General features: G+C 68.1%; 11 protein-coding genes, 1 tRNA gene and 1 pseudogene. 7 read left to right on the top strand and 6 right to left on the bottom strand.

Translation table 11 applies throughout. The features are described from left to right. The first annotated feature begins 113 nt into the window (after positions 1–113). Positions 114–5,018 carry an AAA family ATPase gene (locus ACQPY0_RS51735; RefSeq protein WP_432978910.1) on the top strand — a complete coding sequence of 1,635 codons (4,905 nt, stop codon included), beginning with the start codon at positions 114–116 and terminating at the stop codon, positions 5,016–5,018. Between the two features lie 67 nt (positions 5,019–5,085). Here the strand turns inward: ACQPY0_RS51735 and ACQPY0_RS51730 are convergent. The 3 genes and pseudogenes from ACQPY0_RS51730 to ACQPY0_RS51720 all read right to left on the bottom strand — a co-directional run. Beyond that, positions 5,086–5,544: pseudogene (locus tag ACQPY0_RS51730) on the bottom strand (transposase); the annotation flags it as partial. A 1-nt stretch (position 5,545) separates the two neighbouring features. Continuing rightward, positions 5,546–6,496: an IS3 family transposase gene (locus ACQPY0_RS51725; protein WP_432995763.1), complete on the bottom strand. Its 951-nt coding sequence runs from the start codon at positions 6,494–6,496 to the stop codon at positions 5,546–5,548. Between the two features lie 17 nt (positions 6,497–6,513). Continuing rightward, complete coding sequence (locus ACQPY0_RS51720; protein ID WP_432978907.1) at positions 6,514–6,759, bottom strand: transposase; 246 nt, start codon at positions 6,757–6,759, stop codon at positions 6,514–6,516. A gap of 110 nt (positions 6,760–6,869) precedes the next feature. Here ACQPY0_RS51720 and ACQPY0_RS51715 point away from each other — a divergent pair, with 110 nt between their 5' ends. Continuing rightward, positions 6,870–7,907: a tyrosine-type recombinase/integrase gene (locus ACQPY0_RS51715; RefSeq protein ID WP_432978904.1), complete on the top strand. Its 1,038-nt coding sequence runs from the start codon at positions 6,870–6,872 to the stop codon at positions 7,905–7,907. Further along, positions 7,904–8,377: a hypothetical protein gene (locus ACQPY0_RS51710; protein WP_432978901.1), complete on the top strand. Its 474-nt coding sequence runs from the start codon at positions 7,904–7,906 to the stop codon at positions 8,375–8,377. The genes ACQPY0_RS51715 and ACQPY0_RS51710 overlap by 4 nt, the downstream gene beginning before the upstream one ends. A gap of 348 nt (positions 8,378–8,725) precedes the next feature. Here ACQPY0_RS51710 and ACQPY0_RS51705 read toward each other — a convergent pair. The 3 genes from ACQPY0_RS51705 to ACQPY0_RS51695 form a co-directional block, all read right to left on the bottom strand. Next, a tRNA-Lys gene (locus ACQPY0_RS51705) sits at positions 8,726–8,801 on the bottom strand. A 79-nt stretch (positions 8,802–8,880) separates the two neighbouring features. After that, complete coding sequence (locus ACQPY0_RS51700) at positions 8,881–9,018, bottom strand: hypothetical protein (protein WP_432978898.1); 138 nt, start codon at positions 9,016–9,018, stop codon at positions 8,881–8,883. 65 nt (positions 9,019–9,083) lie between these two features. After that, a complete protein-coding gene (locus ACQPY0_RS51695; RefSeq protein WP_432978895.1) occupies positions 9,084–10,043 on the bottom strand; it encodes a LacI family DNA-binding transcriptional regulator in 960 nt (319 codons plus the stop codon). 269 nt (positions 10,044–10,312) lie between these two features. Between ACQPY0_RS51695 and ACQPY0_RS51690 the strand changes: the two genes are divergently transcribed. From ACQPY0_RS51690 to ACQPY0_RS51675, 4 genes are all read left to right on the top strand, one after another. Then, positions 10,313–11,650 carry an ABC transporter substrate-binding protein gene (locus tag ACQPY0_RS51690; protein WP_432978892.1) on the top strand — a complete coding sequence of 446 codons (1,338 nt, stop codon included), beginning with the start codon at positions 10,313–10,315 and terminating at the stop codon, positions 11,648–11,650. A gap of 67 nt (positions 11,651–11,717) precedes the next feature. Then, the gene (locus tag ACQPY0_RS51685) at positions 11,718–12,704 is read left to right on the top strand and encodes a carbohydrate ABC transporter permease (RefSeq protein ID WP_432978889.1); all 987 of its coding nucleotides are present in this window, start codon (positions 11,718–11,720) and stop codon (positions 12,702–12,704) included. Further along, positions 12,701–13,642 (top strand): carbohydrate ABC transporter permease, encoded by a 942-nt coding sequence (locus ACQPY0_RS51680; RefSeq protein WP_432978886.1) that lies wholly within the window; start codon positions 12,701–12,703, stop codon positions 13,640–13,642. Before ACQPY0_RS51685 ends, ACQPY0_RS51680 begins: the two co-directional genes overlap by 4 nt. A gap of 77 nt (positions 13,643–13,719) precedes the next feature. Further along, on the top strand, positions 13,720–15,255 hold the full coding sequence (locus ACQPY0_RS51675; RefSeq protein ID WP_432995761.1) for a glycoside hydrolase family 13 protein: 1,536 nt from the start codon (positions 13,720–13,722) through the stop codon (positions 15,253–15,255). Positions 15,256–15,260: the final 5 nt, after the last annotated feature.

The following is a 15,260-nucleotide window of genomic DNA, read 5'->3' as shown; positions in this document are numbered from 1 at the left end:
CGTTGCCCTCAAATAGGGGTAAGCAGGGCATAAGACTTGGCGACGTGTGTGGGGCCTGTCGAATGGGGGCAGCTGGGGTGGATTGTGCTGATTCGCCCGTTCGGGGTGACGTGGTGTACGAGAGTGTTTACACACGTGTCACTCGGCTGTGCGTCGCCGAGCACATGGTCGTGTGCAAGGAGCCGCTGGGATCGGATGCTCAGCGGCGGGTGCGGCACGAGTTGGCGATGCTGGAGCGGCTGCGTGGTGTCGAGGGGGTCGCGCGGTTGGTGGAGGCGCCGGGGCGCCCGGGGTCGATCGTGTTGGCGGATGCTGGTGAGGTGAGCCTGGCCGGGTTGGCGAAGCCGCTGCCGGTTGGTGAGCTGGTCGGGTTGGCGGTGGGGTTGGCTCGGGCGGTGGCAGGGATGCATCGGCGGGGTGTGTTGCACCGGGACATCACGCCGGCGAACGTGCTGGTCTCCCGTGATGGTGCACCCTGCCTGGTGGATTTCGCGTTGGCGACGTCGTTCGCCGAGATCCGTCCCGAGTTCACGCATCCCACCAAGATTGTGGGGACCCTGGCATACCTGGCGCCGGAGCAGACCGGGCGGACCGGCCGGTCGGTGGATCAGCGGGCCGATCTGTATGCGTTGGGTGCGACGTTGTACGAGTTGGCGACGGGTGCGCCGCCGTTCGGTTGCGGGGATCCGCTGCGGCTCACGCATGACCATCTGGCGCGGGTGCCAGTGCCGCCGGCGCAGGTGAATACCGCGGTGCCGGAGCCGCTGTCGCAGATCGTCATGCATCTGTTGGAGAAGGAGCCGGACAACCGGTACCAGACCGCCGACGGCGTGGTCTACGACCTGGAGCGGCTCCGGGACGCCGGCCCGGGGGCGGTTGCGCTGCGGGTCGGCGAGCGCGATGTGCCGCTGCGGCTGCTGCCCCCGTCGCGGCCGGTGGGGCGCGATGGCGAGGTGGCTGTACTGGCGGAGGCGTTTGCGGATGCGGTCGAGGGCCGGTGTCGTGGGGTGCTGGTCGCCGGAGCGCCGGGGGTGGGCAAGACGGCGTTGGTCGATGAGCTGCGGCCGGTGGTGACGGGCAGTGACGGCTGGTTCGTGACAGGCAAGTTCGACCAGTACCGGCGGGATCTCGATTTCGACGGGGGCTATCAGGCGTTTCGCGCGTTGGGCCGGTTGCTGCTTGCCGAGCCGGAGGACGAACTGACCAAGGTCCGCGAACGGATCTTGGAGGCGGTCGGCCCGAACGCGGGCCTGCTGACCGCGGTGGTGCCGGAGTTCGCGGCGTTGCTGGCGGTGCCGCCGGATCCTGGGGATCCGTTGACCGCGCAGGTGCGGGCGCCGCGGGTGGGTGTGGACGCGTTGCGCGCGGTCGCCTCGCGGAAACGGCCGGTGGCGTTGTTCGTCGATGACCTGCAGTGGGCGGGGCGCGCGGCACTGGGCTTCGTCGACCTCGTGCTGGGCGAGGAGCAGATCGACGGTCTGCTGCTGGTGGGCGCGTACCGTGAGGAGGACGTGGACGCGGCGCATCCGTTGGCGGCGCCGCTGTCGCGATGGCGTGAGCTCGCTGAAGTGCGGCACCTTCGGCTGGGCAACCTGCCGGTGTCCAGCTCCGCAGGCATGGTCGCCGAGATGCTCCGCTTGGATCGGGCCACGGCCGCGGGCCTGGTCGACGTGATCAACCCGTCGGGCAATCCGTACGAGATCGTGGAGGTGCTCAACGCGCTGCGCCGTGATGGCGTGCTGACCGCGACGGCCACCGGGTGGCGGTGGGACGGCCCGGCCGTGCGTGCCCACCTGGACCGATCCGACGTGGCCGGGCTGCTGGCGGCCGGTGTGCAGGCGATGCCGGCGGCGTCGCGGCGGATGGTGCAGGCGATGGCGTGCCTGGGCGGGCGGGCGGAGCTGAGTCTGCTGCAGACCGCGACCGCCGAGCCGGCGAGCGTGGTGGAACAGCGGCTGGCCCCCGCTCTAGACGAGGGGCTGCTGGTGGTGGAGCCGGGGATACATCAGGCGGTGCGGTTTCGCCACGACCGGATCCGTGAGGTGATCCTGCCCGGGCTGCATCCCGGGCAGCGGCGCAGCCTGCAGTTGGCCATGGCGCGGCGGCTGGCGGCGGTGCCGGAGCTGTACGCGGTCGCGGCGGAGCAGTACCTGCCGGTCGTCGACGCGGTCGGCGAGGCCGTGGAGCGGCGCCGGGTGGTGGCGTTGCTGCGCCGCGCCGCCGACCAGGCCGCGTTGATCGGGGACTACGTGCTGGTGAACGGGCTGCTGGCCGCGGCGCTGCGGCTGATCGACCCGGGTGAGACCGCCACCCTGGTCGAGGTGCACACCCGTCGCCACGCCGCGCTGTACAGTCTGGGGCGTCTGGACGAGGCGGACGAGGAATACGACACGATCGCCGGGTTGTGCACCACCGCCATGCAGCGTGCCGACGCGACGTGCATCCAGGTGCGCAGCCTGACCCACCAGCGCCGTCGGGCGGAGGCGATCAGGCTCGGCCTGGAGTCGCTGCACGAGCTGGGCATCGACGTACCAGCCGCGGACCGGCTCCCGCTGGAGCTCGACCACCAGCTCAGCTATCTGTACCAATGGTTGGACCACACCGACGACACCGACGAGCTGACCCGGCCGGACATCACCGATCCGACACTGCTGGCCGCGACCCGGCTGCTCGACACACTTTTCCCGGCGACCTACTTCGCCGAGCTTCACCCCCTGTTTACGTGGCTGAGCCTGGAGGGGTTCCGGATCTGGATCGAGCACGGCCCCGCCCGGACCTTGATCGGGCCGGCCGCCACCGCCGCGTTCGCCGTGGTGGGGCTGCGCAATGACCGCGCCGCGTATCGGGCGACGCAGCGGGTGCTGGCCTTCAGCGAGGCGCGCGGCTACGAGCCCGACACCTCGGAGGCGCGCTTCCTGTCCACGCTCGTGAGCTGCTGGTTCGAGCCGGTCGAGAACCTTGTCCCAACGGTTCAGCTGGCCCGCGAAGGGCTGCTCGCGGGCGGCGACCTGGCCAACGCCGGATACACCTACTCCTCGACCGGGATGAGCCTGCTGGAATGCGCACCATCGCTGGACGCCTACGTCGCCGAACTGGAGACGGGACTGGCCCTCCTGCACCGTACCGGCGACGAACAAGTCCGCCAGTGGCTCGACTCGTTCCGGTGGCTGGCCGGTGTGTTGCGCGGCGAAAGCTCCGCCGCAGCCGGTGAGGACGCCTCCATCGACCGGTACGTCGGCAACCCGACAGCGCTCTTCCACGCGCACGTCACCCGCGCGATCGCCGCCGCCATCCTCGGCGATCCGGCCGGCCTGATGCGGCACACCGCGGCGGCGACGCTGCTACCGGGCATCCTGGGCCTGTACGTATCCGGCATGATCTACCCGCTGCGTGGGCTGGCTCTTGCCGGGCAGGCCCGTGACAGCCACGGTGCCGAACGCGACGGTCTACTGTCCGAACTGGACGAGGTGACGCGGTGGCTGGCCGCCCGCGCCGCGGACGCACCGGCGAACTTCCAGCACCTGCTCCGGTTCATCGAGGCGGAGCGGGCCCGGGCCGCCGGCGACTTCCACGCCGCCACTCTCGCCTTCGACGCCGCCCTACGCGAGGCCGCCCGGCACCAGCGGCCCTGGCACCGGGCCCTGATCACCGAGCACGCGGCCCGCTTCCACCTCGCCCACGGCCTCGAACACACCGGCTACAACCTGCTCATCGAAGCCCGCCAGCAGTACCTCACCTGGGGCGCCACCGCGAAAGTCGCCCAACTCGACTGGGCCTACCCGAGCCTTCGCCCACAACCCGGCACCACCACCGTCCCGCAGCGCGCCGACCAGAACGGTAACCAGCCCGAGGACCTCCCGCACCAACGGGCCACCGTCACCACCGGAGCGCTCGACCTGCTCGGCATCCTGTCCGCCTCCCAGGCCCTGAGCTCCGAAACCAGCATCGAACGGCTCCACGCCCGCGTAGCCCAAGTCCTCAGCGCCATGACCGGCGCCACCCACGTCCACCTACCACTCTGGAACGACGAACGCCACGACTGGCTGCTACCCACCCCAACCACCGGCACCCAACCCACAGTCCCGATGTCCGTACTGCGCTACGCCCAGCGCACCGGCGAACCGATCATCGTCGCCGACGCCACCCGCGACGACCGCTTCGCCCGCGACCCCTACTTCACCAACCTCACCTGCTGCGCGCTCCTGGCCCTCCCCATCCACAGCCGCGGCACGCTCCGGGCGGTACTGCTGCTGGAGAACCGCCTCATCCGTGGCGCCTTCACCACCGAACGACTCGACGCCGTCAAACTCATCGCCGGCCAACTCGCCGTCTCCCTCGACAACACCCACCTCTACGCCGAACTCACCACCTCCCGCGCCCGCATCGTCGCCACCGCCGACCAAACCCGCCGCCGCGTCGAACGCGACCTCCACGACGGCGCCCAACAACAACTCGTCTCCCTCGCACTGCAACTGCGCACCGCACAGGCAGCACTACCACCCGAACTCGACGCCATCGGCGCACAGCTCGACCACGCCGTCACCACAGCAACCGACGCACTCGAGGAACTCCGCGAAATCGCCCGCGGCATCCACCCAGCCATCCTCACCGACGGCGGCCTCACCCCAGCACTACGCGCATTCGCCCGCCGCTGCCCGATCCCGGTCCACCTCGACCTACGCACACAACAGCGGGCCCCCGAACAGGTCGAGGTCAGCGCCTACTACCTCGTCGCCGAAGCACTCACCAACGCGGCCAAACACGCACACGCCTCCACCGTCACGATCACCGTCGAAACCGACCCCACCGACACCGTCCTCCACGTCACAGTCGACGACGACGGCGCCGGCGGCGCCGACTTCACCCACGGCACCGGCCTACTCGGCCTCAAAGACCGCGTCGAGGCACTCGGCGGCCGAATCACCCTCCACAGCCCCCACGGGGCGGGAACCAGCCTACGGGCAGAACTCCCGCTCACCGCCACGAACGGCGACGTGACCTCCGGCTACAGATCTTGAAAGGTTGAGGCTGTCAAGTAAACGGTGGAAGTATTGTTCAGGTCTGAGTCGTCGTGGTGATGGTTGTCTATGCGCGGGGGTTGGAGAGGCGGCCGTCGAAGGTGATCTCGAAGGCGTTGAGTGCGGCTTTCCAGCGGTTGGACCAGCGTTGCCGGCCGCGGCCGGTGGGGTCCAGGCTGATGATGGTGAGGTAGAGAACCTTCATCGCGGCCTGCTCGTTGGGGAAGTGGCCGCGGGCGTTCACGGCCCGCCGGAACCGGGAGTTGAGGCTCTCGATGGCGTTGGTGGTGCAGATGATCGACCGGATGTCGGTGTGGAAGGCCAGGAACGGCACCATCTCCGCCCAGGCGTTGGTCCACAACCGGACGATCGCCGGGTACTTCTTCTCCCAGGCGGCGGCGAACTCGGCGAACCGATCCAGGGCGGCCTGCTCACTCGGCGCGGTGTAGACCGGCTTGAGCGCCGCAGCGATCGCGGTCCAGTCCCTGCGGGCGGCGTACTTGAACGAGTTACGCAGCAGGTGCACGTTATTCCGATATCGGAATAACGTGCATTATCCCGAGGCCGTGGTTATGCCGATGCTGTGGCGCGAGCAGGACTGGTTGTGCAGGTCTGGACTGTTGTTGTCGGCATAATCCTGGCGGGTTGACGCTGGCTTCTCCATCGACTGGAGAGGTTGGCGATGATGGATCTTTTCGGCGCCCGGGTGGTCGGGCCTCTGGAGTTGCACGCGGTGGGGTTCGCTGATTACCTCGCTGGGCTGGGTTACACGCTGCCGACTCGGCGGCAGCACATGACGCTGGTGGCGCATCTGAGCCGACGGACTGGCGGATATCGAGCCGGCGCAGAACCTGTGCGTATTCGGCCGAGGTGTAGTTGCTGCCGCGGTCAGAATGGAAGATCGCGCCGGGTTGCAGTTGATGATTGCGGGCGGCCATAGTGATCGCGGCGGTGAGTAGTGGTGTGCGGTAGTGGTTGTCGATCGCCCATCCGATCACCGCTTTCGTATAGCAGTCGATCACGGTGGCCAGATACACCCAGCCTTCCCAGGTGGGAATGTACGTGATATCACCGACGAGTTTCTCGCCGGGCGCTGCGGCGGTAAAGTCGCGGCACACGAGGTCAGGGATCGTCGCGGCGGCCGGGCTGGCGTCAGTGAGGCTGTGTCGCCAGGGCCGCGGCTGGCACGGCACCAGGCCCAGGTGCCGCATCAGCGCCCGGACGAGCTCGACCGAGCATCGCTGCCCTTGCCGGGCAAGGGCAGCGTGGACCCGACGGTGGCCGTACGTCTCATTCGACTCCGAGAAGATCGATAAAATCAGTGATTTGATGAATTCGCGCCGACGCATTGTCGCAGAGACCGGACGGCCGCGCCATTCATAGAAACCAGACGGCGACACTTGCGGCCACCGGCACATCTTCACAATCGTATAACGGGACCGACCATACTCGTCGAGGGTGTGCTTCTCCGCGTCGATCAGCTCGTACCGAGCTTCTACCGATACTCGCTGGCGAAGAAGGCGGCGGCTTTTCCCAGGAACTCGCGTTCCGCACGCAATTCCCGGACTTCCTTCTCCAACTCGCGCAACCGAGCCCGCTCCGACACCGTCAACGGTGCCTCGTCGCCGGCATGCGCTTTGCGGTACTCGTTCACCCAATTCCGCAGCGTCTGCTCACTCATCCCGGACTCGCGGGCAACCGCTGCGATATTCAGCGAGCCCTCGACAACCTGCCGGGCCATCTGCTCCTTGTATTCTGGACTAAACGACCTGCGACGCTTCGGCATGAAATGACCACCCTTTCACGGACAATTCTACTGGGGTTCCGTGTCCGGAAAATTCGTGGCCTCTCATGACGGTGGCGGTGGCTCTCCGTTACGTGCAGGTGCGGGCCGCGTCCGGTTACCGGGCCTTCCGTTCGCGGAGGTCGCTGGATCCGTTGTTGTGCTACCTGGGCGGTGTGGGCGCCGCGCCGGACGAGCCGCCCATCGTGCTGACAACGGCCGATGCACTGGTGGAGCGGTTCCGGACGTATCTGCTCTCGGAACGCGGGTTGAAGCCCAACGTCGCCGCTTTCTACGTCGCATCCGTGCGCCCGTTCGTTTCCACGGTGGTGATCGGTGATGCCGTCGACGTCGCGAGCCTGTCGGCGCGGACGGTGATCGCGTTCCTGTCGCACCTGACGCGGTCGTTGGCACCCAAGACGGTGCAGGGCCGTGCGTCGGCGTTGCGTTCGTTGCTGCGGTTCTGGTTCCTCGACGGCGTGACCGACACTGACGTGTCGGCGTGCGTGCCGAAGGTCGCCCATCGGCAGTCGGGCCTGCCCAGAGGGCTGCCGGCGGATCAGGTGGCGGCGCTGCTGGCGTCGTGCGACACGGGGACGGCGAACGGTCTGCGGGACCGGGCGATCCTGACCATGTTGGTGCGTATGGGTCTGCGCGCAGGCGAGATCGCGGCGCTTGCGTTGCAGGACGTGGACTGGCGGCAGGGCGAGGTCACGGTGCGTGGCAAGGGCGGCCGTCGTGATCGGCTGCCGCTACCGGCTGACGTCGGGCGGGTCCTGGTCGATTATCTGGAAGCTGGCCGGCCCTCGGGCGCGCTGGAACGGTGCGTGTTCGTTCGGGTGAAGGCCCCGCACCGCGGTCTGACCAACACCGGGGTGACGCAGGTCGTCAACGCGGCCGCTCACCGCGCCGGGCTGGGCACCATTTACGCCCACCGGCTGCGACACAGCGCGGCGACCACGATGCTGGCCGCTGGCGCGCCGTTGGCGGAGATCGGTCAGGTGCTGCGCCACCGAAGTGTGTTGACCACAGCCCTCTACGCCAAGGTCGACATCGAGGCGCTGCGCTGTTTGGCGATGCCCTGGCCGCACGAGGTGGCCCGATGACCGCCGATCTGCGCACCGCGCTGGCCGAGTACCTGCAACTGCGGCGCGGCTTGGGCTTCGGCCTTGCCCGCGACGAAAAGCTGCTCCTGCAGTTCCTCGACTACCTTGACGATCTCGGCCACACGGCGTTCATCGTCGATGACGCGTTGGCATGGGCGAAGCTGCCCGGACCGGCCAGCCCCGGCTGGCTGGGAATGCGGCTGTCCATGGTGCGCAGCTTCGCCGCCTATCTGCACACCCTGGACCCGACGGTTCCGGTGCCGCCACCCGGGCTGCTGCCCCGTCGGGGGCGCCGGGCCGTGCCCTACCTCTACTCCGGCCATGATCTCGGCGCCCTGCTGGAGCAGACCCAGTCGCTCAAGACGCCGCTGCGCACAGCCACGATGCGCACGCTCATCGGGCTGCTCGCGGTGACTGGCATTCGTCTCGGTGAAGCGCTCGCCGCCGATGACAGCGTGCCCGAGACGTAGCTCCCGGTCAGTCAACGCGAGGATGCCCCGGCCGAATGGCCGGGGCATCCTCGATCATCTATTCAAGCGCGAAACCAGCTTCCACGATCAGTGATCGGCCGGTAGCGGTGTGCTTTTGCAGTTCTGTGACGTGCCCCCGGCGGGATTCGAACCTGCGCCGTTACGATGCTCATCGCCACATGTCGCGTTGGGCTATGTCCTGCGTCATATTGGCTAATCGCCTGGTGTCGGACTGTGGCGACGTGTAGCGAGCGCTACGGATCACACGCCGATCACACGATCGTCCATCGTGGACAATCGAAAGGCCACGCTCCTGAAGCGTTTTCCCAGGTCGTGGCCCTGTTAATCTGGTACGCCGCGTAGGACTTGAACCTACAACCCGCAGATTAAGAGTCTGCTGCTCTGCCAGTTGAGCTAGCGGCGCTGGCTGAACGGAGGTAACCCTAGCACGAGCCCCCTGGGGCCCAGCAAACCAGATACCCCCGTCCAGGGCGTGGGTTGGGTTACTCCTCCTCGTCCTCCCAGAAGAAGTCTGTCTCGGAGGGCTGGTCCGGGTCGTCGGAGAGCAGCTCGGCGTCCGGGCCCGTCAGGTCGTCCAGCTCTTCGTCCGGCTGGTCCCAGGTCACTGGTGAGTTCGGCATCTCGGCTGTCATGGCACACCCCCGTGAGGTACCGGTGTCGTCGTTCCAAACTGGCGTAGCGGGACCTACCCGGGGCTCGTCGTCCTAACCGCGACCGGCCAGGTGGAGGCGCGCAGGACCAGTGTCGTGGGCATCAGGAGCTCTTCGGGGGTCCAGTCGCTGGTCGTCATCGCGCGGCGGAGCATGCCCGCGGCCAGGACGCCCTGTTCGAAGACGCGCTGGCGGACGGTCGTCAGATCGAGCAAGGCGCTCAGTTCGTGGTCGTCGAAGCCGATGACCGATACGTGACGTCCGGTGCGGCGCAGGGCGCTGAGGGCGCCGAAGGCGAGTTCGTCCGATTCGGCGAAGACCGCGGTCGGCGGGTCGGGAAGGGTGAGCAGGCGGCGCATGGCCTGTTCACCACCGTCCATGCCGTGCGGGACCGACATGATGAGCCGCTCGTCGAGCGGGATGCCGGCGTCGGCGAGGGTCTGCGCGTACGCGCGCCGCCTGGCGTGGGCGACCGGCAGGAACATGCTCTGGTCGTTGAACGTGGAGATCATGCCGATTCGGCGGTGGCCGAGGGCGAGCAGATGCTGTACTGCCGAAGCGGCCGCGGCCACGTCGTCGATGCGGACGCAGCCCGCGCCGGGGACGTCGTGGCCGACGGCGACGATCGGGACGCCCAGGGATCGAAGGTCGGCGATCTCGGCGTCGGTGAACTGCATGGCGACGGTGAGCACGGCGTCGACGCGGCGGCGCAGGGGGAGGGCGCCGAAGAAGCGCTGGCGGCTCGGGATGTCGCCGATGTTGTACAGCAGCAGGTCCAGCGAGTGCTCGCGCAGCACGGACTCGGCGCCGGCGACGATCTGGCCGAAGAACCAGCGGGAGGCGTACGGCACGATGACGCCGACCGTGTGCGTGCGACCGCTGGCCAGGCGGCTCGCGATCGGCGAGACGACATACGACAGCGACGCCGCGGCCTGTAGCACGCGGTCGCGTGTCTCGTCGGAGACGTTGGGCAGCCCGCGGAGTGTTCGCGACACGGTTGCGGTCGAAACCCCCGCAAGCCGGGCTACGTCCTCCATGCTGACGGGCGGTGGAACGTCAGCCACAGGCGAAGGCTAGGCAACGCGAGGTCGGACGTGCAACATGTCCGGCACGTTGCTAACTCGTTATCGATGAAAGTCGTAGAAGGACTCGACAAACCAACCTTGCAAGCGCTTACATCCGAGGAACGCAAGGCACACCCCAGCACGCCGGGTACGTGGGCGAGGGTTCGCCCCGGACCGGGTATAGCCAAAGGAGGCTAACCATGGCCGTCCTCTCGAGGCGGCGTCGGGCGCTTACGCTCGCCGGTGTGGCCACGCTGGCCCTCGCCGCGTCCGCCTGCGGCGGTTCCAGCGACTCCGGCTCCGACAACGCCGACAAGCCCGAGTGCGCGCCGTTCGCGCAGTACCGCGTCAACAAGACGAAGCACGTCTCGGTCTACGCCACGATTCGCGACACCGAGGCCGACAAGCTTGAGCAGTCGTGGAAGACGTTCGAGGACTGCACCAATATCAAGATTGACTACGAGGGCTCCGGCGAGTTCGAGACCCAGATCAAGGTGCGCGCCGACGGTGGCCAGCCGCCGGACATCGCGGTCTTCCCGCAGCCGGGTCTGCTCGCCCCGTTCGCCAAGGCCGGCCAGCTCAAGGTGCTGCCGTCGGCGGTGCAGGCGAACCTGGACAAGAACTGGTCGAAGGACTGGGCCAAGTACGCGACCGTCGACGGCAAGGTCTACGGCGTGCCGCTGGGTGCCAACGTCAAGTCGCTGGTGTGGTACTCGCCGGGCCTGTTCAAGGAGAAGGGCTGGGCGGTCCCGACCACCTGGGACGAGATGATCGCGCTGTCCGACAAGATCGCGGCGAGCGGCATCCAGGCCTGGTGCGCCGGCATCGAGTCCGGTGACGCGACCGGCTGGCCGGCCACCGACTGGATCGAGGACATCGTCCTGCGTGACCAGGGTCCGGACGTGTACGACCAGTGGGTCAACCACACGATCCCGTTCAACGACCCGAAGATCTTCTCGGCCGCCGAGCGCGCCGCGACGATCCTGAAGAACCCGAAGTACGTCGGCAACCCCAAGACGATCGTGACCACCTCGTTCCAGGAGGGTGGCCTGCCGGTCAAGGACAAGAAGTGCGGCATGCACCGTCAGGCCAACTTCTACTCCAACCAGTGGCCGAAGGGCACGAACGTCGGCCCGGACGGTGACGTCTACGCCTTCTACTTCCCGCCGGTGGACCCGTCCAAGGGCAAGCCGGTCCTCGTGGGTGGCGAGTTCGTCGCCGCGTTCGCCGACCGCGACGAGGTCGTCAAGGTGCAGACCTACCTCGCCTCGGGTGAGTGGGCCAACAGCAAGGCGAAGCTCGGCGACTGGATCTCGGCCAACAAGAACCTCGACGTGAGCGCGGTGACGGGCACCATCGACAAGCTCTCGGTGACGATCCTGCAGGACTCGGCGACCGTGGCCCGGTTCGACGGCTCGGACCTCATGCCCGCCCAGGTCGGCACGAAGTCCTTCTGGACCGGCATGACCGACTGGATCAACGGCACGAAGGACACCAAGCAGACGCTGGACTACATCGAAAGCACCTGGCCCAAGTAAGTGAACTGCGATCCGGGTCCGGCGCCGTGCATCACGGCGCCGGACCCGGCTGGTCGGAGGGCACCCCATGGATTACGACTTCTCCGAAGACGTCGCCAAGATCTGGCCGGCGCTCATGTTCATGGCCGGCTTCGTCGTGGTCGTCGGCGCGCTGCTGTTCGTGCTCGACATCCTGCCCCGGTGGGGGAGGGGCAAGGAGCGGCTGCAGATGGCCGGCTTCCTCGGGCCGGCGCTGGTGCTGCTCGCCGTCGGGCTGGTCTACCCGCTCGTGCGCACCGTGTACCTGTCGTTCTTCGACGCGGGCGGTGACGCCTTCATCGGCATCGACAACTACACGTGGATCTTCACCAACGACGACACCCTCATCATGCTGCGCAACACGCTGCTGTGGGTGGTGTGCGTGCCGCTGTTCTCGACGGGCTTCGGCCTGCTGTACGCCGTGCTGGTGGACAAGGCCCGCGGCGAGGGTATCGCCAAGTCCCTGATCTTCATGCCGATGGCGATCTCGCTCGTCGGCGCCTCGATCATCTGGAAGTTCATCTACGCGTACCGCGACCCGGGCGTTGAACAGATCGGCCTGCTCAACCAGATCCTGGTCTGGTTCGGCGGCAAGCCCCAGCAGTTCCTGACGAACTCGCCGGGCAACACGTTCTACATGATCGTCATGCTCATCTGGATCCAGGCCGGCTTCGCCATGGTCATCCTCTCCGCCGCGATCAAGGCCATCCCGGCCGAGATCGTGGAGGCGGCCCGGCTGGACGGCGCCAACCCGTGGCAGATGTTCTGGCGCGTGACGATGCCCAGCATCCGCCCCGCCGTGGTCGTCGTGGTCGTGACCATCACGATCGCCACGCTGAAGGTCTTCGACATCGTCCGGACCTCGACCGGTGGCCAGTTCAAGAGCAGCGTGCTCGCCTTCGAGATGTACAACCAGGCGTTCCGCTCCTACGACGGCGGCAAGGGCTCGGCGCTCGCGGTCCTGCTGTTCATCCTGGTCGTGCCGATCGTCATCTACCAGGCCCGGCAACTGCGGCAGCGAACGGAGATCCGATGAGCAGCACCGTCAGCACCGACGCTCAAGACGCTCCCGAGACCCGCGCAGCCGTGCCCAGCGCCGACGGCGAGTCGATGGCGAGCCGGGTCCGCCGCAAGCTCACCTCCCGGGCCGCCAGCGTCATCTCGATCATTATCGCGCTGGTCTGGACGATCCCGACCTTCGGCCTGTTCGTCTCGTCGCTGCGACCCGAGAACGACATCAAGACCACGGGCTGGTGGACGTTCTTCAGCCACCCCAGCCTGACCCTGGACAACTACAACGAGGTCGTCTTCGGCACCTCGGCCACCTCCGGCCGGCTGGCCAGCTACTTCGTCAACTCGCTGGTCATCACGGTCCCGGCGGTGCTGTTCTCGGTCACGATGGCGGCGATGGCGGCGTACGCGCTGTCGTGGCTGACCTTCCGCGGCCGCGACTGGATCTTCATCGGCGTGTTCGCGCTGCAGATCGTGCCGCTGCAGATGGCCCTCATCCCGATGCTGCAACTGGTCAAGGGCTACACCGAGTGGGGCGGCGGTTTCTTCGCGGTGTGGTTCGCGCACACCTGCTTCGGCCTGCCGCTGGGCGTGTTCCTGCTGCACAACTTCATGGCGGAGCTGCCCAAGGACCTCTTCGAGGCGGCCCGGGTCGACGGCGCCGGTCCGGCGATGACCTTCCGGCGCATCGTACTTCCCCTGGTCACGCCGGCGTTGGCCTCCCTCACGATCTTCCAGTTTCTGTGGATCTGGAATGATTTGCTGGTGGCACTGGTGTTCACCTCGGGGCAGGGCAACCGCCCGCTGACCGCGCGGCTCGCCGAGCTCGCCGGCACCCGGGGCAACGACTGGCAGCGGCTGACCTCCGGCGCGTTCGTGTCGATGATCATCCCGCTCGTCGTGTTCCTGTCGCTGCAACGTTATTTCGTACGCGGTCTGCTGGCCGGTGGAGTCAAGGGGTGAGTTCGCTGCTCTGGTGGCGCGATGCCGTGATCTATCAGGTCTACCCGCGCTCGTTCGCCGACGCGGACGGGGACGGGATGGGGGACCTGCGCGGCATCACGTCGCGCCTCGACCACCTGGTCGAACTGGGGGTGGACGCCCTGTGGATGTCGCCGTTCTACCCCTCTCCGCAGCACGACGCGGGGTACGACGTCGCGGACTACCGTGACGTCGACCCGCGCTTCGGCACCCTCGCCGACTTCGACAAGCTCGTGGCCGCCGCCAAGGAGCACGGCCTGCGCGTCGTCGTCGACCTGGTGCCCAACCACACCTCCAGCGACCACGTGTGGTTCAAGGAGGCGCTGGCCGCGGTCCCGGGCAGCCCGGCGCGGGACCGGTACCACTTCCGCAAAGGCCTCGGCGTCAACGGCGAGCTGCCGCCCAACGGCTGGCAGAGCGTCTTCGGCGGCCCGGCCTGGACGCGGGTGAGTGACGGCGAGTGGTACCTGCATCTGTTCGACGCCACCCAGCCCGACCTCAACTGGGACCTGTCTGAGGTGCGGCAGATGTTCTCCGACGTCCTGCGCTTCTGGCTCGACCGGGGCGTCGACGGCTTCCGCGTCGACGTGGCCCACGGCCTGATCAAGGAGAGCGGGCTGCCCGACTGGACCGAGGCGCAGACGCCGATCACCACGCCCGGGGCCGAGCACCGCACCCCGCCGATGTGGGATCAGGACGGGGTGCACGAGGTGTACCGCTCGTGGCGGCGCATCCTCGACAGCTACCCCGGCGACCGCATGATGGTCGGCGAGGCCTGGGTCGCGCCGGCCGAGCGGCTCGCGCGTTACGTCCGCCCGGACGAGATGCATCAGGCGTTCAACTTCAACTACCTGATGGCCCCGTGGACCGCCACCGACCAGCGTGCGGCGATCGAGTCCAGCCTCGCCGGCGTCGAGCCGGTCGGCGCGATCTGCACCTGGGTGCTGTCCAACCACGACGTGGTCCGGCACGCGACCCGGCTGGGCTTCGAGCCCGGCCACTCGACCCAGGGCGGCATCGGCATCGGCGATCCCCAGCCCGACGAGGCCCTCGGCCTGCGCCGCGCCCGGGCGGCCACGCTGCTGATGCTGTCGCTGCCGGGGTCGGCGTACGTGTACCAGGGTGAGGAGCTCGGCCTGCCGGAGCACACCACCCTGCCGGACGAGGCGCGGCAGGACCCGACGTGGATCCGCTCCCGGCACGAGGTCCGCGGCCGCGACGGCTGCCGGGTGCCGATCCCGTGGGAGGCGGGGGCTCCGTCGTACGGCTTCGGGCCGAGCGGCACCAGCTGGCTGCCGCAGCCGTCCGACTGGGACCGCTTCGCCGCCGACCGTGAGCGTGGCGTGCCCGGGTCCACGCTGTCGATGTACACGGAGGCGCTGCGGCTGCGGCGGACACACGGGCTCGGCCGCGGTACCGTCGCCTGGAACGACGCCCCCGACCAGTTGGACTTCCGCAACGGCCCGGTCCGGGTGATCACCAACTTCGGCCGGGTGCCCGCCCCGCTTCCGCGGGGTGAGGTTCTGCTCGCGAGCGGTGACCTGGCCGCGGACGGTTCACTCCCGCCGGACACCACGGCGTGGCTGCGGGCGTGACAGCG

Source organism: Dactylosporangium sp. CA-233914, from assembly GCF_050942935.1.
GTDB lineage: Bacteria > Actinomycetota > Actinomycetes > Mycobacteriales > Micromonosporaceae > Dactylosporangium.
The sequence above is the reverse complement of the archived record's forward strand: the minus strand, read 5'-3'. Positions and strand labels throughout refer to the sequence as shown.